Here is a 22,590-nt window from a genome sequence, read left to right as displayed (position 1 = left end):
GCGCGGGCCGGTTCGTTGACCGCGCCGACCGTTGGACTAAAGTGACGCGAAACCGGCCGGAGGACGGCCGTGCCGAGCCGGCCGCAGGGCCGTACACGGAAAATAATCCGCGTGCGCGGTGCGTACGCCTACGCATACGCCTGCCGCGCCGTTGTCTGAGAGGGCGCATTGACCAGCGAATCCCGACACGTCCCGGTGATGCTCCAGCGGTGCCTGGACATGTTGGCCCCGGCGCTGGAGAAGCCCGGTGCGGTCGTCGTCGACTGCACCCTCGGGCTCGGCGGCCACAGCGAGGCCATGCTCAAGCGGTTCCCCGAGGCACGGCTGATCGGACTGGACCGCGACAAGGACGCCCTGTTGCTCTCCGGTGAACGGCTCGCCCCCTACGGCGACCGGGTCACCCTGGTCCACGCGATCTACGCGGACCTGGCCGAGGTCCTCGACGGGCTGGGCATCCCCGCCGTCCAGGGCATCCTCTTCGACCTCGGCGTCTCCTCCATGCAGCTCGACGAGGCCGACCGCGGGTTCGCGTACGCGCAGGACGCCCCGCTGGACATGCGCATGGACCAGACGACGGGCATCAGCGCCGCCGAGGTCCTCAACACCTACGCCCCCGGCGAGCTGGTCCGCATCCTGCGCCAGTACGGCGAGGAGAAGCAGGCCAAGCGGATCGTGTCGGCGATCGTGCGCGAGCGCGACAAGGAGCCCTTCTCGAACAGCGCCCGGCTCGTGGAACTGATCCGCGACTCGCTGCCGCAGGCGGCGAAGCGGACCGGCGGCAACCCCGCCAAGCGGACCTTCCAGGCCCTGCGCATCGAGGTCAACAGCGAACTGTCCGGGCTGGAGAAGGCCATCCCGGCGGCGGTGGACCGGATCGCGGTCGGCGGCCGGATCGCCGTCCTCTCCTACCACTCGCTGGAAGACCGCCTGGTCAAGACGGTCTTCGCGGCCGGCGCCGCGAACACCGCACCGCCCGGCCTGCCCGTCGTGCCGGAGAAGTACCAGCCCAAGCTGAAACTCCTGACCCGCGGTGCGGAACTGCCCACGGAGGAGGAGGTCGCGGAGAACCGCCGCGCTGCCCCGGCCCGCCTGCGCGGGGTCCAGCGCATCCGCGAGGCGCACCTGTGAACAGGGTGGCCACCGCGACGCGGTTGCGGGTGGCGCGGCTGGGGTCGCGCCGCCCGCGGCCCGGCGGCGGCCGGACCGGCGGGGGAGCGGCTGCCGGGCAGGCCGCCCGCACCCCCTTCGTCCTGCTGGTCGTGGTCCTCCTCGGCGGCGGCCTGATCAGCCTGCTGCTGCTGAACTCGGCCCTCAACCAGGGTTCCTTCCAGCTGAGCCGGCTGAAGAAGGAGACCACCGCGCTCACCGACGAGCAGCAGGCCCTGCAGCGCGACGTCGACGCACACTCGGCGCCCGACGCGCTGGAGCGGCGGGCTCGCGAGCTGGGCATGGTGCCCGGGGGCAGCCCGGTCTTCCTCGGCGCCGACGGCAGGACGGCGGGTACGCCGACCCCGGCGCAGAGCCCCCCGCCCACCGCCCCGGCGGGGCCCCCGGCCGCGCCCGGCGGCGCCGCGCCGACCGGCTCCGCGGCCCCGGCGGGCCCCGCCTCCGAGACACCCTCGGGCTCCGTGCCCGGGACCCAGCCTGAGCCCGCCGCGACCGGCGGCTCCGCCCCCGCGAACCCCGACGCTCCCGCGCAGTCCACTCCGACACCCGGACGGTGACGACGTGACCCACCCCGCAGCCGTGGTGTGCCCTGCGGGGCATCACCCCCACCCCGCCCCTTCCCGAAACCGTGGCCTGAGGCCCCGGACCCCCGCCCCGGTCCGGAGCGGATCGGCGCCGGCGGGCCTGCGGGCCGACCGTGGCTGGTCGCGCAGTTCCCCGCGCCCCTGGAAGGCTGCGGCCCGGGCAGCGTGCGGACCCGAGGGGGTGTGGGGCACAGCCCCACGAGCGGGGTCCGGGGCCGCAGGCCCCACTGCCCCTCGCCCCTGTGCGGACCACAGGCTCCGGGGTTCCGGGGGCACGGCCCCCGGTTTCGGGATGGGGGTCCCCCCGGCGAAGCCAGGGGGAGGGCGGGGCGGGGCAAACGCCCCGCGCAGCGGACGCCGGCAGGCCCTCGCATGAGCCCCCAGGAGACCCCGCGCAAGCGGGTCCCGGGCCCCGCTCGCCCGCGCACCCCCGGCTCCGGCAGGAGCGCGCAGGGCGGCACCCGCCCCGCGGGCAGGAGCACCACCCGCCCCGCCACCCGCCGCCCCGCGGCCCCCCGCGCCCCGCACACCATCACGCTCGGCAGCCCCCGCCCCCGGCTCCGCCTGGTCGGCATCGGCCTGACCCTGGTCATGCTCGCCTTCGTGGTCCGGCTGCTCCAGGTGCAGGCCGTGGACGCCTCCACCTTCTCCGCCGTCGCCTCCAAGAACCGCTACGCCAGCTACACGCTGGCCGCCGAACGCGGCGACATCACCGACCGCAAGGGCGTCGCGCTCGCCACCAGCGTGGACGCGTACGACATCACCGCCGACCCGTCGATGTTCACGCCCGAGGAGAGCAAGGCCCCCGACGCCCCGCAGCAGGCCGCCGCCCTCCTCGCCCCCATCCTCGGCAAGGACGCGCGCGAACTCGCCGACCGGCTGCGCACCAAGAACACCCGCTACGTCGTCCTCGCCCGCCGCCAGACCCCGCAGGTCTGGAACCAGATCCGCGACCTCAAGCGCGTCTTCGCCGACAAGGCGACGGCCGACAAGAAGGGCAACGGCCCGGGCGCCAACGTGCTCGCCGGGATCTTCAACGAGGAGAGCAGCAAGCGGATCTACCCGAACGGCACCCTCGCCGCCGGGATACTGGGTTACGTCAACGCCGAGGGCCACGGCGCCGGCGGCCTGGAGTCCTCCTTCGACAAGCGGCTGGCCGGCAAGGACGGCGAGGTCACCTACGCGCAGTCCGGCGGCCGCCGCGTGCCCACCGCCGGGTCCAGCGAGAAGCCCGCCGAGCCCGGCCAGGACATCGAGCTGACCATCGACCGGGACATCCAGTGGGCCGCCCAGAGCGCCATCACCAAGCAGGTCCAGGAGTCGGCCGCCGACCGCGGCTACGTGATCGTCCAGGACACTCGCACCGGCGAGGTCCTGGCCATGGCCAACGCCCCCGGCTTTGACCCCAACGACCTGTCCAAGGCCCGCTCCGCCGCCATGGGCAACGCCGCCCTCCAGGACGTCTACGAGCCCGGCTCCACCGCCAAGGTGATGTCCATGGCCGCCGTCCTGGAGGAGAAGAAGGCCACCCCCGCCACCCACGTCACCGTCCCCAACCGGCTGCACCGCGGCGACCGGCTGTTCAAGGACGACATCGACCACCCGACCTGGTACCTGACCCTCAACGGCGTCCTCGCCAAGTCCAGCAACATCGGCACCATCCTCGCCACCGGCCAGCTCGGCAAGAACCAGGCCGAGGCCAACAAGGTGCTCCACTCCTACCTGACCCGGTTCGGCATCGGCCGCCCCACCGGCCTGGACTACCCGGGCGAGTCCCGCGGCATCCTCGCCGCACCCGGGGACTGGTCCACCTCGCAGCAGTACACGATCCCCTTCGGCCAGGGCCTGTCCCTCAACGCCATGCAGGCGGCCTCCGTGTACTCCACCATCGCCAACGGCGGGGTCCGCATCGAACCGACCCTGGTCCGCGGCCACAAGGGCCCCGACGGTCGCTTCACCCCCGCCCCCGCCCCCGAGAAGACCCGCGTGGTCAGCGAGGAGACCGCGAAGACCCTCGCCGCCATGCTCGAATCGGTCGTCGACGACCAGGAGGGCACCGGCACCAAGGCCCGCATCCCCGGCTACCGTGTCGGCGGCAAGACCGGCACCTCCAACCGGGTGGATCCGGCCACCGGCCGCTACAAGGGCTACACCGCCTCCTTCGCCGGCTTCGCACCCGCCGACAACCCGCGCATCACCGTCTACTGCGCCATCCAGAACCCGACCAAGGGCAGCTATTTCGGTGGCCAGATCTGCGGCCCCATCTACAAGACCGTGATGGAGTTCGCCCTCAAGACCCTCCAGGTCGCCCCCACCGGAACCGCCCCCGCCGGACTGCCGGTCACCTTCGGAGCAGGACAGTGACCCGCCGCCCGGCGACCGAGAAATGCGTGAGGCACCCCCAGTGACAACCATCACCCCGGACCCGGGGAATCAGAACACCCCGGCCCCCTCGATTCCTGCCGCGCCCGCCGGGCCCGGTACGCTCACCGCCGTGTCACACGCTGATCAGCCCAGAACCGCCCAGAAGGCCCCGGCAGCGCCGCCGGGAGCGCCCCGGCCCGCGGCAGCCCGCCCGATCCCGCTCGGCGAGCTGGCCGCCCTGCTGGGCACCGCCGCCCCGGGACCCGAGGCACGGATCACCGGCATCACGCACGACTCGCGCGCGGTCCGCCCCGGCGACGTCTACGCCGCCCTGGCCGGCGCCCGCCTGCACGGCGCCGACTTCGCCGCCCAGGCCGCCTCCCTGGGCGCGGCCGCCGTCCTCACCGACCCGGCCGGCGCCGACCGGGCCGCCGCCACCGGCCTGCCCGTGCTCGTGGTCGACGACCCGCGCGGCCGGATGGGCGAGCTCGCCGCCGAGATCTACGGACGGCCCGGCGAGGCCCTCCTCCAGATCGGCATCACCGGCACCTCCGGCAAGACCACCACCGCCTACCTGGTGGAGGGCGGCCTGCGCGGCGCCGGGCGCCGTACCGGCCTGGTCGGCACGGTCGAGATGCGGATCGGCGACGAGCGCATCAAGTCCGAGCGCACCACCCCCGAGGCCACCGACCTCCAGGCCCTCTTCGCCGTCATGCGGGAGCGCGGCGTCGACGCGGTCGCCATGGAGGTGTCCAGCCACGCGCTGGTGCTCGGCCGGGTCGACGGCTGCGTCTTCGACGTCGCCGTCTTCAACAACCTGAGCCCGGAGCACATGGAGTTCCACTCCGACATGGAGGACTACTTCCAGGCCAAGGCACAGCTGTTCACCCCCGCCCGGGCCCGCGTCGGCGTGGTGAACATCGACGACGAGTACGGCCGTCGGCTGGCCAAGGAGTCCGCGATCCCCGTGGTCACCTTCTCCGCCGCCGGCGACCCGGCCGCCGACTGGCGCGCGCAGGACGTGGTTTCCGGCCACATGGACTCCACCCTGACCCTGCTCGGCCCCGACGGACAGCGGATCACCGCCACCGCGCCGCTCCCCGGCCCGTTCAACGTGGCCAACACCGTCGCCGCGGTCGTCACGCTCGCCACCGCCGGCGTGGACCCGCAGACCGCCGCCGACGGCGTCGCCGCGGTCCCCGGCGTCCCCGGCCGGCTGGAGCGGGTCGACGCCGGCCAGGGCTTCCTCGCCGTGGTCGACTACGCCCACAAGACCGACGCCGTCGTCTCGGTGCTGCGCGCCCTGCGCGAAGTCACCACCGGCCGGCTGCACATCGTGCTCGGCTGCGGCGGTGACCGCGACACCACCAAGCGCGCCCCGATGGGCGCCGCCGCCGCCCGGTACGCCGACACCGCCGTGCTGACCTCCGACAACCCGCGCTCCGAGGACCCGCTGAGGATCCTCGCCGCCATGTTCGAGGGCGCCGTATCGGTGCCCGCGGAGGAGCGCGGCACCGTTCTCGTCGACGCCGACCGGGCCGCGGCCATCGCCGCCGCGGTCGCCCGAGCCGAGCCCGGCGACACCGTCCTCGTCGCGGGCAAGGGCCACGAGCAGGGCCAGGAAACCGCCGGCGTGGTACGCCCCTTCGACGACCGCGAGGTGCTCCGCGCCGCCATCGCGGCCGCTTCCGGAAACGCCGTGCCCGAAGAAGACGCGCTCCAGCAGGCCCGACAGGCCGAGGTGAACTAAGTGATCCCCCTCTCCCTCGCCGAGATCGCCGACATCACCGGCGGGCAGCTCCACGACATACCGGATCCGTCGGACCTGGTCACCGGATCCGTGGTCCGCGACTCCCGGGAGGTCGAACGGGGCAGCCTGTTCGTCGCCTTCAACGGGGAGCACGTGGACGGCCACGACTACGCCGAGCGCGCGGTCGCCGCCGGCGCCGCCGCCGTTCTGGCGACCCGGCCCGTCGGGGTCCCCGCGGTCGTCGTCCCCGACGTCCAGGAGGCGCTGGGTGCCCTCGCCCGCGCCGTCGTCTCCCGGCTCGGCACCGACGTGGTGGCCCTGACCGGTTCCGCCGGAAAGACCTCCACCAAGGACCTCATCGCGCAGGTGCTGCAGCAGCACGCGCCCACGGTGTGGACCCCCGGCTCGCTCAACAACGAGATCGGCCTGCCCCTCACCGCCCTCAGTGCCACCCCGGAAACCCGGCACCTGGTGCTGGAGATGGGCGCCCGCGGCATCGGCCACATCTCCTACCTCACCGGCCTGACCCCGCCGAGGGTCGGCGTCGTGCTCAACGTCGGCACCGCCCACATCGGCGAGTTCGGCGGCCGCGAGGCCATCGCCCAGGCCAAGGGAGAGCTGGTCGAGGCCCTGCCGAGCGCGGCCGAGGGCGGCGTCGCCGTACTCAACGCCGACGACCTGCTGGTACGCGGCATGGCCGCCCGTACGAAGGCCCGTACGGTCTTCTTCGGAGAGGCGGAGGACGCGGAAGTCCGGGCCACCGACGTACGGATGACGGACCGCGGACAGCCTTCCTTCACACTGCACACACCCTCCGGGTGCAGCGATGTGACCTTGCGGCTGTACGGTGAGCACCACGTGTCGAACGCGCTCGCCGCGGCCGCCGTCGCCCACGTGCTGGGCATGTCCACCGCCGAGATCGCCACCGCGCTCTCCGGTGCGGGCACGCTCTCCCGCTGGCGTATGGAGGTCACCGAGCGCGCGGACGGCGTGACGGTCGTCAACGACGCCTACAACGCGAACCCCGAGTCCATGCGGGCCGCACTGCGCGCGCTGGTCGCGATGGGCGGCACCGCCCGGGAGCGGGGGGGACGCACGTGGGCGGTGCTCGGCCCGATGGCCGAGCTCGGTGACGACTCGCTCGCCGAGCACGACGCGGTCGGACGGCTTGTCGTCCGGCTCAACGTGAGCAAGCTCGTCGCAGTCGGGGGCAGGGAAGCGTCCTGGCTGCAACTGGGCGCATATAACGAGGGTTCGTGGGGTGAGGAGTCGGTGCTCGTGTCCGACGCGCAGGCGGCGGTCGACCTGTTGCGCAGAGAACTGCGCCCGGGGGACGTCGTGCTGGTGAAGGCATCCAGGTCGGTCGGCCTGGAGCGGATCGCGCAGGCGCTGCTTGAGGGCGAGGGTGCCGGCCGATGAGGCAGATCCTGTTCGCCGGCGTCATCGGTATGTTCCTCACGATCGTCGGCACCCCGCTGCTGATCAAGCTGCTGGCCCGCAAGGGCTACGGCCAGTTCATCCGGGACGACGGCCCGCGCGGCCACGCCGGCAAGAAGGGCACGCCCACCATGGGCGGCATCTCCTTCATCCTGGCGACGCTCGCCGCGTACGCCCTGACGAAGGTGATCACCTCCAGCGAGCCGACCTTCTCCGGTCTGCTGGTGCTCTTCCTGATGGCCGGCATGGGCCTGGTCGGCTTCCTTGACGACTACATCAAGATCGTCAAGCAGCGTTCGCTGGGCCTGCGGGCCAAGGCGAAGATGGCCGGCCAGCTGATCGTCGGCATCGCCTTCGCGGTGCTCGCGCTGCAGTTCTCGGACTCGCGCGGGCTCGCCCCGGCCTCCACCAAGATCTCCTTCGTCACCGACTTCGGCTGGTCCATCGGACCCGTGCTGTTCGTCGTCTGGGCGCTGTTCATGATCCTGGCGATGTCGAACGGCGTGAACCTCACCGACGGCCTCGACGGCCTGGCCACCGGTGCCTCGGTGATGGTCTTCGGCGCCTACACGTTCATCGGCGTCTGGCAGTACCAGGAGTCCTGCGCCAACGCGGAGACCCTGATGAACCCGGCCGCCTGCTTCGAGGTCCGGGACCCGCTGGACCTCGCGGTGGTCGCCTCCGCCCTGATGGGCGCCTGCTTCGGCTTCCTGTGGTGGAACACCTCGCCCGCCAAGATCTTCATGGGTGACACCGGCTCGCTGGCCCTCGGCGGCGCGCTCGCCGGTCTGGCCATCTGCTCCCGCACCGAGCTGCTGCTCGCGCTGCTGGGCGGCCTCTTCGTGCTCATCACCCTCTCCGTGGTCATCCAGGTGGGCTCCTTCCGCCTCACCGGGAAGCGCGTCTTCCGGATGGCTCCGCTGCAGCACCACTTCGAGCTCAAGGGGTGGTCCGAGGTCCTCGTGGTGGTCCGGTTCTGGATCATCCAGGGCATGTGCGTCATCGTGGGTCTGGGCATCTTCTACGCCGGATGGGCAGCGGACAAGTGAGCAACGCGGAGTACCTGGCCCTGCTGGGCCCCGATGCGCGGGCCCGGTACGGCCTGCCGCGGAACATCACCGTGGCCGGGCTGGGCGTGAGCGGCATCAGTGCCGCCCGCGCGCTGGCCCGGCTCGGCGCGGCCGTCACCGTGGTCGACAACGGTGACGGGGACGCCCACCGGGCGCGCGCCGCCGAGCTCGCGGAGCTCGGCATCCGGACCCGCCTGGGGCACCTGGCCGACGGCGCCAGGGCCGGCGAGAGCCTCCCCGAGGGCACCGAGCTCGTGGTGACCTCGCCCGGCTGGAAGCCGGACAGCCCGCTCTTCCTGGAGGCCGCCGAGGCCGGCGTGGACGTCGTGGGCGACGTCGAGATCGCCTGGCGCCTCCGCGACGCGGGCGCGGCCCTGCGCGCGGCCCGCGCGGCCGGGTCCGGGTCGGCAGAAGCCGGTTCGGCTCCCGCCGCGCCGGCGGAATGGCTCGCCATCACCGGCACCAACGGCAAGACCACCACCACCCAGATGCTCGCCTCCATCCTGCGGGCCGCCGGGCTGCGCACGGCCGCCGTGGGCAACATCGGGACGCCGATCATCGACGTGGTGCTCGGCGAGGAGACGTACGACGTCCTGGCCGTGGAGCTGTCCAGCTACCAGCTGCACTGGGCGCCCAGCCTGCGCGCCCACTCCGGGGCCGTGCTCAACCTGGCCCCCGACCACCTCGACTGGCACGGCTCCATGGAGGCGTACGCCGCCGACAAGGGCCGGATCTACGAGGGCAACACCGTCGCCTGCGTGTACAACGTGGCCGACGCGGCCACCGAGAAGCTGGTCGAGGAAGCGGACGTGGTCGAGGGCTGCCGCGCCATCGGCTTCACCCTCGGCGCCCCCGGCCCCTCCATGCTCGGCGTGGTCGACGGGGTCCTGGTCGACCGGGCCTTCGTGCAGAACCGGCAGAAGAACGCCCAGGAGCTCGCCGAGGTCGGGGACGTCGACCCGCCGGCCCCGCACAACATCGCCAACGCCCTCGCCGCGGCCGCCCTGGCCCGTGCCTTCGGCGTGGAGCCCAAGGCGGTCCGGGACGGCCTGCGCGCCTTCCGGCCGGACGCCCACCGGATCGCCCGTGTCGCCGAGGTCGGCGGGGTCACCTACATCGACGACTCCAAGGCCACCAACACCCACGCCGCCGAGGCGTCGCTGGCCGCCTACGAGCCGGTCGTCTGGATCGCCGGCGGTCTGGCCAAGGGCGCCACCTTCGACGAGCTGGTGCGCACCTCGGCGAAGCAGCTCCGCGGAGCCGTGCTGATCGGCGCCGACCGGGCGCTCATCCGGGACGCTCTGGCGCGACACGCCCCCGAGGTCCCGGTCGTCGACCTCGACCGGACCGACACTGGGGCGATGCTCGCAGCGGTCCGGGAAGCGGCCCGGCTCGCCGAGCCCGGTGACACGGTCCTGCTGGCACCCGCCTGCGCCTCGATGGACATGTTCGTGAACTACGGAGAGCGCGGCGACGCGTTCGCCGGAGCGGTGCGCGAACTGGCCGCGGAGCAGAGCGCCTAGGGCCTGTCCGACCGGCTGCTCGTACGAGTGGAGGGGAAGACGACAGATGCCGGCCAAGCAGATGCTGCCCGGACGACGGCCCGCCGCCGTCCGGGCGCAGGGTCGCAAGCGTCCCTCGGCGACCGCCAAGGGGCTCGCCGGGCGCGGGCCGCTGGACGGGATCCGGCGCACCTACCGCCGGATGCGCCGGACTTGGGACCGGCCACTCACTGCGTATTACCTGATTTTCGGTAGTTCGCTGCTGATCACCGTGCTGGGCCTGGTGATGGTCTACAGCGCCTCCATGATCAAGGCGCTCCAGCTGGGCCTGGCCCCCTCGTACTTCTTCCAGAAGCAGTTCCTGGCCGCCGCCATCGGCGCCGGCCTGCTGCTCGCCGCCTCCCGGATGCCGGTCAAACTGCACCGGGCGCTGGCCTATCCGGTGCTGGCGGCCACCGTCTTCCTGATGGTGCTCGTCCAGATCCCCGGGATAGGGGTCTCCATCCAGGGCAACCAGAACTGGATCTCCCTGGGCGGCCCCTTCATGCTGCAGCCCAGCGAGTTCGGCAAGCTGGCCCTGATCCTGTGGGGTGCCGACCTGCTGGCCCGCAAGGGCGACAAGGGCCTCCTGGTCCAGTGGAAGCACCTGCTGGTCCCCCTGGTGCCGGTGGCCTTCCTGCTGCTCGGGCTGATCATGCTCGGCGGCGACATGGGCACCGCGATGATCCTCTGCGCCATCCTCTTCGGACTGCTGTGGCTGGCGGGGGCCCCGACCCGGATGTTCGTCGGGGTCCTGGCCGTCGCCGCGGTGATCGGAGCGGTTCTGATCAAGACCGCACCCCACCGGATGCAGCGACTCTCCTGCATCGGCGCGACCGATCTGGGGCCCAAAGGTGAATGCTGGCAGGCCGTTCACGGAATCTTCGCCCTCGCATCGGGCGGATGGTTCGGTTCCGGGCTGGGTGCCAGTGTGGAAAAATGGGGGGAACTGCCCGAAGCGCACAACGACTTCATCTTTGCCGTCACCGGGGAGGAACTGGGACTGGCGGGGACGCTGTCGGTCCTGGGTCTCTTCGCGGCCCTAGGCTATGCGGGTATCCGCGTGGCCGGACGCACGGAGGACCCCTTCGTGAGGTATGCCGCGGGAGGCGTGACCACCTGGATCACGGCCCAGGCCGTGATCAACATCGGTGCGGTGCTCGGTCTGCTGCCGATCGCCGGGGTCCCGCTCCCGCTGTTCTCCTACGGAGGGTCCGCCCTGCTGCCGACCATGTTCGCCGTCGGACTGCTCATCGCCTTCGCGCGGGAGGAGCCCGCGGCGCGCGCGGCGCTCGCGATGCGGCAGCCGAGGTTCGGCTGGAAGCGGACCGGGCCGATCTGGAAGTCGATGAGACGGCGCGTCAAGAAGCGTCCGTCCGGAGAGCGGTGAATTTCGGTGCATGTCGTACTCGCCGGTGGGGGGACCGCCGGCCACATCGAGCCGGCGCTCGCCCTCGCGGATGCCCTGCGCAGGCAGGACCCGACCGTGGGGATCACCGCCCTCGGCACGGAGCGCGGCCTGGAGACCCGGCTGGTGCCGGAGCGCGGCTACGAACTCGGTCTGATCCCGGCCGTCCCGCTGCCCCGCAAGCCCACTCCCGAGCTGATCACCGTCCCCGGACGGCTGCGCGGCACCATCAAGGCCGCCGAGCAGATCCTGGAGCGCACCAAGGCCGACATCGTCGTCGGCTTCGGCGGCTACGTCGCCCTGCCCGGCTACCTGGCCGCCAAGCGGCTCGGCGTGCCCATCATCGTCCACGAGGCCAACGCCCGGCCCGGCCTGGCCAACAAGATCGGCTCCCGGTACGCGGCCGGGGTCGCGGTCTCCACGCCCGACAGCAAGCTCCGCAACGCCCGCTACGTCGGCATCCCGCTGCGCCGCACCATCGCCACCCTCGACCGGGCCGCCGCCCGCCCCGAGGCCCGTGCGGCCTTCGGCCTCGACCCGAACCTGCCCACCCTCCTGGTCTCCGGCGGCTCCCAGGGCGCGCGCCGGCTCAACGAGGTCGTGCAACAGGTGGCCCCGGCGCTCCAGCGCTCCGGCATCCAGATCCTCCACGCGGTCGGCCCGAAGAACGAACTGCCGCGCGTGGACAACATGCCCGGAATGCCGCCGTACGTCCCGGTACCGTACCTGGACCGGATGGATCTCGCGTACGCCGCCGCCGACATGATGCTGTGCCGCGCGGGCGCGATGACCGTCGCCGAACTCTCCGCCGTGGGACTGCCCGCCGCCTACGTCCCGCTGCCGATCGGCAACGGCGAACAGCGGCTCAACGCCCAGCCGGTGGTCAAGGCCGGCGGCGGCCTGCTGGTGGACGACGCCGAACTGACCCCCGAGTGGGTCCAGGGCAACGTCCTCCCGGTGCTCGCCGATCCGCACCGGCTCTACGAGATGTCCCGCTCGGCCGCCGAGTTCGGCCGCCGGGACGCCGACGAACTGCTGGTCGCCATGGTGTACGAGGCCATCGCGGCGCACCGGACCCGCTGAGGCGGGACAGCACAGACGCAGGAGGCACCGCACGTGGCCGGACCGACGAAGCAGCCGAAGGCGCCGCAGCCCGCGGGAGCGCCGAAGCAGCCGAAGCCGAAGAAGTCCGGCCCCGCCCCCCGGGGCCCCGGCGCGGGACGACTCCGCCGGGGCCCGGTGCTGGCCGCCCTGGGGGCCGCCGTACTGCTCGCCGGCGGCGGCAGCTGGATCCTGTACGGCTCGGACTGGCTGCGGGTGGAGAAGGTCACCGCCACCGGGACCGGGGTGCTCACCCCGGACCAGGTGCTCCGGGCGGCGGCGGTCCCCGTCGGGGCCCCGCTGGCCACCGTCGACACCGAGGAGATCGAGGCGCGGCTGCGCGGCCGGCTGCCCCGCATCGAATCGGCCGACGTGGTGCGGTCCTGGCCGCACGGGATCGCGATCGCCGTCACGGAGCGCAAACCCGTCCTGCTCATCAGGAAGGACGCCAAGTTCGTCGAAGTGGACGCTTCGGGCGTGCGGTTCGACACGGTGGCGAAAGCCCCCGCCGGCGTGCCCGTTCTGGAACTGAACGCGGCGAACGCGCCCAGTCTGCGCCGTTTCGACGAAGAACGCCTGCTGCACGAGGCGGTGGGCATCGCCGGGGCCGTTCCCGCGGCGGTCGCCAGGGAGACCCTCCGGATCCGCGTGACCTCGTACGACTCCGTGGAACTGGAGTTGAGCCGGGACCGCACCGTGGTCTGGGGCAGCGCCGAGCAGGGACCGGCGAAAGCCCGTGCGCTGACGGCGCTGCTGAAGGCCGCGCCCAGGGCCGCGCACTTCGATGTGAGCGCGCCCACGGCGCCCTCGGTGGCCGGGAGTTGACGCGCGGTCGAACAGCGACGCACCCTGGTTGGCCAGCGATATGGGTGATCACATAGGGTGAAAAGAAAAACGGGAGGTTCGGCGTGTTCGTTGAACACGCGCTACTTGTCGACTTAGTGTCCTGTTCGGAAGAGTCCAAGGAACAGACACAGTCTTAACCCTAAACTTCAGGGTTAGGGTTCGGGTCGGCGCGTAGCGGACCGTCCCTGTTTCGGCATCAGTCGGCGCACCGCAGGCCCGCGGGGCGACGACACGTAAATCGAGGCGAGAGGCCTTCGACGTGGCAGCACCGCAGAACTACCTCGCAGTCATCAAGGTCATCGGTGTCGGCGGCGGTGGTGTCAATGCCATCAACCGAATGATCGAGGTCGGTCTCAAGGGCGTCGAGTTCATCGCCATCAACACGGACGCGCAGGCGCTGTTGATGAGCGACGCCGACGTCAAGCTCGACGTCGGCCGTGAACTGACCCGGGGCCTCGGCGCCGGCGCCAATCCGGCAGTCGGTCGCAAGGCGGCAGAGGACCACCGTGAGGAGATCGAGGAGGTCCTCAAGGGGGCCGACATGGTCTTCGTCACCGCCGGCGAGGGCGGCGGCACCGGCACCGGCGGCGCACCCGTCGTCGCCAACATCGCGCGCTCCCTGGGCGCCCTGACGATCGGTGTGGTCACCCGGCCGTTCACCTTCGAGGGCCGCCGTCGCGCCAACCAGGCGGAGGACGGCATCGCCGAGCTCCGCGAAGAGGTTGACACCCTCATCGTCATCCCCAACGACCGGCTGCTGTCCATCTCGGACCGCCAGGTCTCGGTGCTCGACGCCTTCAAGTCGGCCGACCAGGTGCTGCTGAGCGGTGTGCAGGGCATCACCGACCTCATCACCACCCCGGGTCTGATCAACCTGGACTTCGCCGACGTCAAGTCCGTGATGTCCGAAGCCGGCTCGGCCCTGATGGGCATCGGCTCCGCCCGCGGCGACGACCGCGCGGTGGCCGCCGCCGAGATGGCGATCTCCTCGCCGCTCCTGGAGGCGTCCATCGACGGCGCCCGCGGCGTCCTGCTCTCCATCTCCGGCGGCTCCGACCTCGGTCTCTTCGAGATCAACGAGGCCGCCCAGTTGGTCAGCGAGGCCGCCCACCCCGAGGCGAACATCATCTTCGGTGCCGTCATCGACGACGCGCTCGGCGACGAGGTGCGGGTCACCGTCATCGCGGCCGGGTTCGACGGGGGCCAGCCCCCGGCCCGCCGGGACAACGTGATCGGCGCCGCCTCGACCAAGCGCGAGGAGCCCCCGGCCCCGGTCAGCCGGCCCGAGCCGGTCCGCTCCTCCTTCGGCGGCCTCGGTACGGTCACCCCGCGTGAAGAGGCCCCGGCGCCGGTCGAGCCGGCCCCGGTGAGCGAGATCGCGCAGACCCCGGTCGCACCCCCGACGGTCCCGCGTCCCTACCAGGACAGCCCGGCCGAGGAACTGGACGTTCCGGACTTCTTGAAGTGACGATAGGGCAGCACACCGTGAGCGGCGCCCACTTCGCCTTCACCGACCGGTGGGGCGGGGTGAGCGCCGTTCCGTACGAGGAGCTCAACCTCGGCGGCGCCGTCGGCGACGACCCGGCAGCCGTACGGGAGAACCGGGCGCGGGCCGCCGGCACCCTGGGCGTCGACCCGGACCGGGTGGTCTGGATGAACCAGGTGCACGGCCGGGACGTGGCCGTGGTGGACGGACCGTGGGGAGATCCGGCACGGATCCCCTCCGTGGACGCGGTGGTGACCGCCCGTCGGGGGCTCGCCCTCGCGGTCCTCACCGCCGACTGCGTCCCGGTCCTGCTGGCCGACCCCGTCGCCGGGGTGGCCGCCGCGGCGCACGCGGGCCGGCCCGGCCTGGTCGCCGGGGTCGTGCCGGCCGCCGTGGAGGCGATGACCGCGCTCGGCGCGGACCCCGCCCGCATGGTCGCCCGTACCGGACCCGCCGTGTGCGGACGCTGCTACGAGGTGCCGGCCGCGATGCGGGACGAGGTCGCCGCGGTGGTGCCGGCCGCGTACGCCGAGACCGGCTGGGGCACCCCGGCGGTCGACGTGGTGGCCGGGGTCCACGCCCAGCTCGCCGGGCTGGGGGTGACGGACGCTCAGCGGTCCCCCGTCTGCACGCTGGAATCGCTCGACCACTTCTCGTACCGCCGCGACCGGGTGACCGGCCGGCTTGCCGGATATGTCTGGTTGGACTGAGGAATGACAGATCGCAAGGCCGAGCTCGCCGCCAACCTGGCGCGGGTGGAGGAACGAATCTCCGCAGCCTGCGCCGCCGCCGGGCGCGAGCGGGAAGAGGTGACCCTCATCGTGGTCACCAAGACCTACCCCGCGAGCGACGTACGCCTCCTGGCGGAGCTGGGTGTCCGTCATGTGGCGGAGAACCGCGACCAGGAGGCCGGCCCGAAAGCCCTGGTCTGTGCGGATCTGCCGCTCACCTGGCATTTCGTCGGCCAGTTGCAGACGAACAAAGTCCGTTCCGTGGCGGGATACGCGCATCTGGTGCAGTCCGTCGACCGGCCCCGGCTGGTGTCCGCACTTTCGGCGGCCGCCGTCAAGGCCGGGCGGGAGCTCGGCTGCCTGGTGCAGATCGCCCTTGACGCGGAGTCGGGGGAGCGCGGGGAGCGCGGCGGCGCGGCCCCCGAGCAGCTGGCCGAGCTGGCCGGACTCATCGAGGAGGCCCCGGGACTGTGGCCGGCCGGGGTCATGACGGTGGCTCCGCTCGCCGGCCGCTACGCGGGACGCGAACAGGCCGCGTTCGAGCGGTTGGTGGAATTGTCAAGCGGCCTGCGCAGGGCCCATCCGACTGCGACCATGGTGTCGGCCGGGATGAGCGCCGATCTGGAGCAGGCCGTGGCCGCCGGAGCGACACACGTACGCGTCGGCACTGCGGTACTCGGCGGGAGACCCCGGCTCGGGTAACGTCGCGAAGAAAGTCGGACCACAGCAGAAAATATGGTCATTACCGCCGCTGAGCGGGCAGACCACGTGGATCGCGGGCAGTTGGTGACTTTTGTGACACTGCGAGATTTGTCGGTGGGCGATCCACCACAGAGCGGAGGACTCAGAGAATGGCCGGCGCAATGCGCAAGATGGCGGTCTACCTCGGCCTCGTGGAGGACGACCGGTACGACAACCCGGGTTACGACCCCGATGACGAGTTCGAGCCCGAGCCGGAGCTGGCGCCCCGGGAGCGGGACCGCCGGGACCAGCCGGTACACCAACCGCCCGTAAGGGACGAACCGGTACGGGTGGTGCAGCCTCCGGCTCCGCGTGAACCCATCTCATTGCCTGTCGAAAGCGGACGTCCCGCCCGAATCGCCCCCGTGGCATCCATCACACCCGAACGCCCGAGCCTGGAGAAGAACGCCCCCGTGATCATGCCCAAGGTCGTCTCCGAGCGGGAGCCGTACCGCATCACGACGCTGCACCCCCGGACCTACAACGAGGCCCGTACCATCGGGGAACACTTCCGTGAGGGCACCCCGGTGATCATGAACCTGACCGAGATGGACGACACTGACGCCAAGCGTCTGGTCGACTTCGCGGCGGGTCTCGTGTTCGGTCTGCACGGCAGCATTGAACGCGTGACACAGAAGGTGTTCCTGCTGTCGCCTGCTAACGTCGATGTCACGGCGGAGGACAAGGCCCGCATTGCTGAGGGCGGGTTCTTCAACCAGAGCTAGACCGGACAGGCGAGAGCAAGGGGAGAGGGAAGCACGGGATGGGCGTCGCACTGGATGTGATCTACGTTGCGCTGATGTGCTTCCTCATCGTGCTGATCTTCCGGCTCGTCATGGACTACGTCTTCCAGTTCGCACGTTCATGGGAACCGGGGAAGGCCATGGTGGTCGTTCTGGAGGCCACCTACACTGTCACCGACCCACCGCTCAAGCTTCTGCGGCGATTCATCCCGCCGCTGCGTCTCGGGGGCGTGGCACTCGACCTGTCCTTCTTCGTGCTGATGATCATCGTCTACGTCCTGATCAGCATCGTGAGCGGCTTCACGAGATGAGGACGGACATGGACGACACGGGCCTGCCGACTGCCGACGACTACGTAGAGGTGAAGAAGACATGCCGCTGACCCCCGAGGACGTGCGGAACAAGCAGTTCACGACCGTCCGTCTCCGAGAAGGCTATGACGAGGACGAGGTCGATGCCTTTCTCGACGAGGTCGAGGCCGAACTGACGCGTCTGCTCCGGGAGAACGAGGACCTGCGCGCCAAGCTCGCCGCTGCGACCCGGGCCGCGGCCCAGAGCCAGCAGCAGGCCAACATGCGCAAGCCCGAGCCGCAGGACCAGCGAGGTCCGGGTGCTCCCGTGCCCGCCGCCATATCCGGCCCGCCGGCCCAGCAGGGCCCGCCGCAGATGGGCCCGCCGCAGCTGCCGGGCGGCGCCCCGCAGCTGCCGCCCGGCCCCGGTGGGCAGGGCCCGCAGGGTCCCGGCCCGATGGGCGGCCCCATGGGCGGTCCGATGCAGCAGCACCCGATGGGCGGTCCGAACCCCGGCATGGGTCCGAACCCGGGCATGGGCCCGAACCCCGGCATGGGTCCGAACCCCGGCATGGGTCCGAACCCGGGCATGGGTCCGAACCCCTCCATGGGCGGTCAGAACCCGCTCGGCCAGCAGATGCAGCCCATGGGGCAGCAGATGCAGCCGATGGGCCAGCCGATGCAGCCCATGGGTCAGCCCATGGGCCAGCAGATGCAGCCCATGGGTCAGCCGATGGGCATGCCCCCGCAGCAGCCGCAGCTGCCGGCGCCCGGCCAGGGCCCCGGTGGCGACAGCGCCGCGCGTGTCCTCTCGCTCGCCCAGCAGACCGCAGACCAGGCGATCGCGGAGGCCCGTTCCGAGGCCAACAAGATCGTCGGCGAGGCGCGCAGCCGCGCCGAGGGCCTGGAGCGGGACGCCCGCGCCAAGGCGGACGCGCTGGAGCGGGACGCCCAGGAGAAGCACCGCGTCGCGATGGGCTCGCTGGAGTCCGCCCGCGCCACGCTGGAGCGCAAGGTCGAGGACCTGCGGGGCTTCGAGCGTGAGTACCGCACGCGTCTGAAGTCCTACCTCGAGTCGCAGCTGCGCCAGCTGGAGACCCAGGCGGACGACTCGCTCGCCCCGCCGCGGACCCCGGCGACGGCCTCGCTGCCGCCGAGCCCGGCGCCGTCGATGGCTCCGGCCGGTGCGATGGGGCACTCCTCCCCGATGTCGGGCGGTCCGTCGCCCATGTCGGGCGGCCCGTCCTACGGCGGCCAGCAGCAGATGTCCCCGGCGATGACCCAGCCGATGGCTCCGGTGCGGCCGGCTGCGCCGCAGCCGATGCAGCAGGCACCGTCGCCGATGCGGGGCTTCCTGATCGACGAGGACGACAACTAGTCGCGGCGCCGCCGCCGGCAGTTTCCACGGGCCGGGCCCGGACCCCTTCAAGGGGATCCGGGCCCGGCCCGTTTTCGTGGGTCTGCCTGTGCTGCCTGCCCGTGCGCCTGCCTGTGCGCTGAGCGGTGTCATGTCCCCTCCCCGCCCCCTTCCCGAAACCGGGGCTCCGCCCCGGACCCCCTCTTCACCTGCGGGCCGGTGGGGGCCGGTCGCGCAGTTCCCCGCGCCCCTGACGGGGGAAGGGGTGGGGAGGGGCAATGCAGAACGGCGCCCCCGGAGGGGCGCCGTTGCGGGTGGGCCGGCCGGGCCCAGGGGGCTACGCCTTGCGGAGGCGGAAGGTCAGGCCGAGGGACTCGTCGGTGAACGGGTCGCCGTAGGACGCATCGGCGTCGCCGGACGCGTAGTCCGTCGCCAGCACCTCGTCGGAGATCAGCGCCGCGTGGTCCGTCAGCGCCGTCACGACCTCCGGCTCCGTCGAGGACCACCGCAGTGCGATCCGGTCCGCGACGTCCAGCCCGGAGTTCTTCCGCGCTTCCTGGATCAGCCGGATCGCGTCACGGGCCAGGCCCGCCAGCCGCAGCTCCGGGGTGATCTCCAGGTCCAGCGCCACCGTCGCGCCCGAGTCCGAGGCCACGGACCAGCCCTCGCGCGGGGTCTCCGTGATGATCACTTCCTCCGGGGTGAGGGTGACCGTCTCGCCGTTCACCTCCACCGCCGCGGAGCCCGACCGCAGCGCCAGCGACAGCGCCGCCGCGTCCGCCGCGGCGACGGCCTTGGCCACGTCCTGCACGCCCTTGCCGAAGCGCTTGCCCAGCGCCCGGAAGTTGGCCTTCGCCGTGGTGTCCACCAGCGAGCCGCCGACCTCCGACAGCGAGGCCAGCGAGGAGACGTTCAGCTCCTCCGTGATCTGCCCCTGGAGCTCCGCCGACAGCTCGGAGAAGCCCGCCGCGGCGACGAGCGCGCGCGACAGCGGCTGGCGGGTCTTCACGCCGGACTCGGCGCGCGTGGCGCGGCCCAGCTCGACCAGCCGCCGTACCAGCAGCATCTGCCGGGACAGCACCGGGTCCACGAGCGAGGCGTCGGCCTCCGGCCAGGAGGTCAGGTGCACCGACTCCGGGGCGTCCGGGGTCACCGGGACGACCAGGTCCTGCCAGACCCGCTCCGTGATGAAGGGGGTCAGCGGGGCCATCAGGCGGGTCACCGTCTCGACCACGTCGTGCAGCGTCCGCAGCGCCGCCGCGTCGCCCTGCCAGAACCGGCGGCGCGACCGGCGCACGTACCAGTTCGACAGGTCGTCGACGAAGGCCGACAGGAGCTTGCCGGCGCGCTGGGTGTCGTACGCCTCCATCGCCTCGGTGACGTCCCCGACCAGCGCGTGCAGCTCGGAGAGCAGCCAGCGGTCGAGCACCGTGCGCTCGGCCGGCGCCGGATCGGCCGCCGACGGCGCCCAGTTGGAGGTGCGCGCGTACAGGGCCTGGAAGGCCACCGTGTTCCAGTACGTCAGGAGGGTCTTGCGGACGACCTCCTGGATGGTGCCGTGGCCGACCCGGCGCGCCGCCCACGGCGAGCCGCCGGCCGCCATGAACCACCGCACCGCGTCGGCGCCGTGCTGGTCCATCAGCGGGATCGGCTGCAGGATGTTGCCCAGGTGCTTGGACATCTTGCGGCCGTCCTCGGCGAGGATGTGGCCCAGGCAGACCACGTTCTCGTACGAGGACTTGTCGAAGACGAGCGTGCCGACGGCCATCAGCGTGTAGAACCAGCCGCGGGTCTGGTCGATCGCCTCGGAGATGAACTGCGCGGGATAGCGCTGCTCGAACAGCTCCTTGTTCTTGTACGGGTAGCCGTACTGCGCGAACGGCATGGAGCCCGAGTCGTACCAGGCGTCGATGACCTCGGGTACGCGCACCGCGGTGTGGGAGCAGCCCTCGGACGTGCAGGAGAAGGTCACGTCGTCGATGTACGGGCGGTGCGGGTCCAGGGCCGACTGGTCCCGGCCGGACAGTTCCGACAGCTCGGCGCGGGAGCCGACGCAGGTCAGGTGGCCGTCCTCGCAGCGCCAGATCGGCAGCGGGGTGCCCCAGTACCGGTTCCGGGACAGCGCCCAGTCGATGTTGTTGTTCAGCCAGTCGCCGAAGCGGCCCTGCTTGACCGACTCCGGGAACCAGTTGGTCTTCTCGTTCTCCCGCAGCATCGCGTCCTTGACGGCGGTGGTGCGGATGTACCAGGACGGCTGCGCGTAGTAGAGCAGCGCGGTGTGGCAGCGCCAGCAGTGCGGGTAACTGTGCTCGTAGGCGATGTGCTTGAACAGCAGGCCGCGGGCGTCGAGGTCGGCGGTCAGCTTCTCGTCGGCCTTCTTGAAGAAGACGCCGCCGACGAGGGGCACCTCCTCGGCGAAGGTGCCGTCGGGGCGGACCGGGTTGACGACCGGCAGGCCGTACGCGCGGCAGACCGCGAGGTCGTCGGCGCCGAAGGCCGGGGCCTGGTGGACCAGACCGGTGCCGTCCTCGGTGGTCACGTACTCGGCGTTGACCACGAAGTGCGCCGGGGCCTCGAAGGGGACCAGCTCGAAGGGGCGCCGGTAGGTCCAGCGCTCCATCTCCTTGCCGGTGAAGGTCTGGCCGGTGGACTCCCAGCCCTCGCCGAGCGCCTTCTCCAGCAGCGGCTGGGCGACGACGATCTTCTCCGTGTTGTCGCCGCCGGCGTTCGTGGCCACGACATAGGTGACCTCGGGGTGGGCGGCGACGGCCGTGTTGGAGACCAGGGTCCAGGGGGTGGTCGTCCAGACCAGCAGCGCGGCCTCGCCGGCCAGGGGGCCGGAGGTCAGCGGGAAGCGGACGAAGACGGAGGGGTCGACGACCGTCTCGTAGCCCTGGGCGAGCTCGTGGTCGGAGAGACCGGTGCCGCAGCGGGGGCACCAGGGGGCGACGCGGTGGTCCTGGACCAGCAGCCCCTTGCCGAAGATCTCCTTCAGCGACCACCAGACGGACTCGACGTACTCCGGGTCCATGGTCCGGTAGGCGTCGTCCAGGTCCACCCAGTAGCCCATGCGGGTGGTGAGCTCGGTGAACGCGTCGGTGTGGCGGGTCACGGACTCGCGGCACTTGGCGTTGAACTCGGCGATGCCGTACGCCTCGATGTCCTGCTTGCCGTTGAAGCCGAGCTCCTTCTCGACGGCGAGCTCGACGGGCAGGCCGTGGCAGTCCCAGCCGGCCTTGCGGGCCACGTGGTAGCCGCGCATGGTGCGGAAGCGGGGGAAGACGTCCTTGAAGACGCGGGCCTCGATGTGGTGGGCGCCGGGCATGCCGTTGGCGGTCGGCGGGCCCTCGTAGAACACCCACTCGGGGCGTCCCTCGGACTGCTCCAGGGTCTTGGCGAAGGTCTTGTTCTCGCGCCAGAAGTCGAGGACTGCGTGCTCCAGGGCGGGCAGGTCGACCTGGGCGGGTACCGGGCGGTACTGAGGCGGGTTCGTCATGAGGGTCTTCGTCTTCCTCCGGCGGGCTTCGTCTGTCCGTCCGGAGGGACGAGAGCGCTCGGCTCCCGCGGTACCACCCTCCTTGGCCGCCGGACGGGTCCGGTGGCCCCCTCATTGGGGTGCGAAGCCGGTTCTACTGGCCAGGGCCGGGGCCCTGGCGTTCTTCCGGCGGCTCCGGGGTGATCCTTCGCGGCGCGCTCGCCCCCGGGCTCTCACCGTCCCCGGGTCGCTCCTGGCTGCGTACGACGCTACTCGTCCCCATCCATGCCTTTCGCTGGGCCCAGTGTAAGGGCCGGGGGCCGGGTCGGCAGACCGGTTTACGGTGACCCGAATGGACCGATACATCCGAATGGTCTCGATGTGCATGCGAGTGGCGGAATACCTGGCCCGGGGCTGGGCACAACGGATGCAGGTTGGTCGCGGCGGGCGCGTACCCGTTGCCGCGGGGATGGAGCCGATTTATCGTCCCAGCACGATT

The 22,590-nt window shown here is 71.9% G+C and carries 17 protein-coding genes; 16 read left to right on the top strand and 1 reads right to left on the bottom strand.

Features of this window, described 5'->3' with window-relative positions; all coding sequences use genetic code 11:
- The first annotated feature begins 168 nt into the window (after positions 1–168).
- The 16 genes from rsmH to AB0O36_RS16100 all read left to right on the top strand — a co-directional run bounded on the left by rsmH (position 169) and on the right by AB0O36_RS16100 (position 18,637).
- Positions 169–1,128, top strand: a complete 960-nt coding sequence (gene rsmH, locus AB0O36_RS16175) for a 16S rRNA (cytosine(1402)-N(4))-methyltransferase RsmH (protein WP_365109947.1) — start codon at positions 169–171, stop codon at positions 1,126–1,128.
- Positions 1,125–1,724, top strand: a complete 600-nt coding sequence (locus tag AB0O36_RS16170) for a hypothetical protein (RefSeq protein ID WP_365109944.1) — start codon at positions 1,125–1,127, stop codon at positions 1,722–1,724. Before rsmH ends, AB0O36_RS16170 begins: the two co-directional genes overlap by 4 nt.
- A gap of 399 nt (positions 1,725–2,123) precedes the next feature.
- The gene (locus AB0O36_RS16165; protein ID WP_365109941.1) at positions 2,124–4,115 is read left to right on the top strand and encodes a penicillin-binding transpeptidase domain-containing protein; all 1,992 of its coding nucleotides are present in this window, start codon (positions 2,124–2,126) and stop codon (positions 4,113–4,115) included.
- A gap of 40 nt (positions 4,116–4,155) precedes the next feature.
- A complete protein-coding gene (locus AB0O36_RS16160) occupies positions 4,156–5,865 on the top strand; it encodes a UDP-N-acetylmuramoyl-L-alanyl-D-glutamate--2,6-diaminopimelate ligase (RefSeq protein WP_365109938.1) in 1,710 nt (569 codons plus the stop codon).
- Positions 5,866–7,284 carry a UDP-N-acetylmuramoyl-tripeptide--D-alanyl-D-alanine ligase gene (gene murF, locus AB0O36_RS16155; protein ID WP_365109935.1) on the top strand — a complete coding sequence of 473 codons (1,419 nt, stop codon included), beginning with the start codon at positions 5,866–5,868 and terminating at the stop codon, positions 7,282–7,284.
- A complete protein-coding gene (mraY, locus tag AB0O36_RS16150; protein WP_365109932.1) occupies positions 7,281–8,351 on the top strand; it encodes a phospho-N-acetylmuramoyl-pentapeptide-transferase in 1,071 nt (356 codons plus the stop codon). Before murF ends, mraY begins: the two co-directional genes overlap by 4 nt.
- Positions 8,333–9,895, top strand: a complete 1,563-nt coding sequence (gene murD / locus AB0O36_RS16145; protein WP_365109929.1) for a UDP-N-acetylmuramoyl-L-alanine--D-glutamate ligase — start codon at positions 8,333–8,335, stop codon at positions 9,893–9,895. The genes mraY and murD overlap by 19 nt, the downstream gene beginning before the upstream one ends.
- A 46-nt stretch (positions 9,896–9,941) precedes the next feature.
- On the top strand, positions 9,942–11,303 hold the full coding sequence (gene ftsW, locus AB0O36_RS16140) for a putative lipid II flippase FtsW (protein WP_365109926.1): 1,362 nt from the start codon (positions 9,942–9,944) through the stop codon (positions 11,301–11,303).
- 6 nt (positions 11,304–11,309) lie between these two features.
- Positions 11,310–12,404: an undecaprenyldiphospho-muramoylpentapeptide beta-N-acetylglucosaminyltransferase gene (murG, locus tag AB0O36_RS16135; RefSeq protein WP_365109923.1), complete on the top strand. Its 1,095-nt coding sequence runs from the start codon at positions 11,310–11,312 to the stop codon at positions 12,402–12,404.
- Between the two features lie 33 nt (positions 12,405–12,437).
- Entirely contained in the window at positions 12,438–13,247 is an 810-nt protein-coding gene (locus AB0O36_RS16130; protein ID WP_365109921.1) for an FtsQ-type POTRA domain-containing protein, read from the top strand.
- A gap of 280 nt (positions 13,248–13,527) precedes the next feature.
- Positions 13,528–14,736, top strand: a complete 1,209-nt coding sequence (gene ftsZ / locus AB0O36_RS16125; RefSeq protein WP_365109919.1) for a cell division protein FtsZ — start codon at positions 13,528–13,530, stop codon at positions 14,734–14,736.
- Positions 14,733–15,464, top strand: coding sequence for a peptidoglycan editing factor PgeF (gene pgeF, locus AB0O36_RS16120; RefSeq protein ID WP_365109916.1), 732 nt, complete (start codon positions 14,733–14,735; stop codon positions 15,462–15,464). The genes ftsZ and pgeF overlap by 4 nt, the downstream gene beginning before the upstream one ends.
- Before the next feature lie 3 nt (positions 15,465–15,467).
- A complete protein-coding gene (locus AB0O36_RS16115) occupies positions 15,468–16,187 on the top strand; it encodes a YggS family pyridoxal phosphate-dependent enzyme (protein WP_365109914.1) in 720 nt (239 codons plus the stop codon).
- Between the two features lie 149 nt (positions 16,188–16,336).
- Positions 16,337–16,951: a cell division protein SepF gene (sepF, locus tag AB0O36_RS16110; RefSeq protein ID WP_365109912.1), complete on the top strand. Its 615-nt coding sequence runs from the start codon at positions 16,337–16,339 to the stop codon at positions 16,949–16,951.
- A gap of 38 nt (positions 16,952–16,989) precedes the next feature.
- On the top strand, positions 16,990–17,280 hold the full coding sequence (locus AB0O36_RS16105) for a YggT family protein (RefSeq protein ID WP_365109909.1): 291 nt from the start codon (positions 16,990–16,992) through the stop codon (positions 17,278–17,280).
- A gap of 61 nt (positions 17,281–17,341) precedes the next feature.
- Positions 17,342–18,637: a DivIVA domain-containing protein gene (locus tag AB0O36_RS16100; protein WP_365109907.1), complete on the top strand. Its 1,296-nt coding sequence runs from the start codon at positions 17,342–17,344 to the stop codon at positions 18,635–18,637.
- Between the two features lie 316 nt (positions 18,638–18,953).
- Here the strand turns inward: AB0O36_RS16100 and ileS are convergent, their stop codons facing one another.
- The gene (gene ileS / locus AB0O36_RS16095; RefSeq protein WP_365109904.1) at positions 18,954–22,112 is read right to left on the bottom strand and encodes an isoleucine--tRNA ligase; all 3,159 of its coding nucleotides are present in this window, start codon (positions 22,110–22,112) and stop codon (positions 18,954–18,956) included.
- Between the last annotated feature and the right edge of the window lie 478 nt (positions 22,113–22,590).

This window comes from Streptomyces sp. NPDC089799 (genome assembly GCF_040684755.1).
Taxonomy (GTDB): Bacteria; Actinomycetota; Actinomycetes; order Streptomycetales; family Streptomycetaceae; genus Streptomyces.
This window is presented reverse-complemented; position numbering and strand designations above follow the sequence as displayed.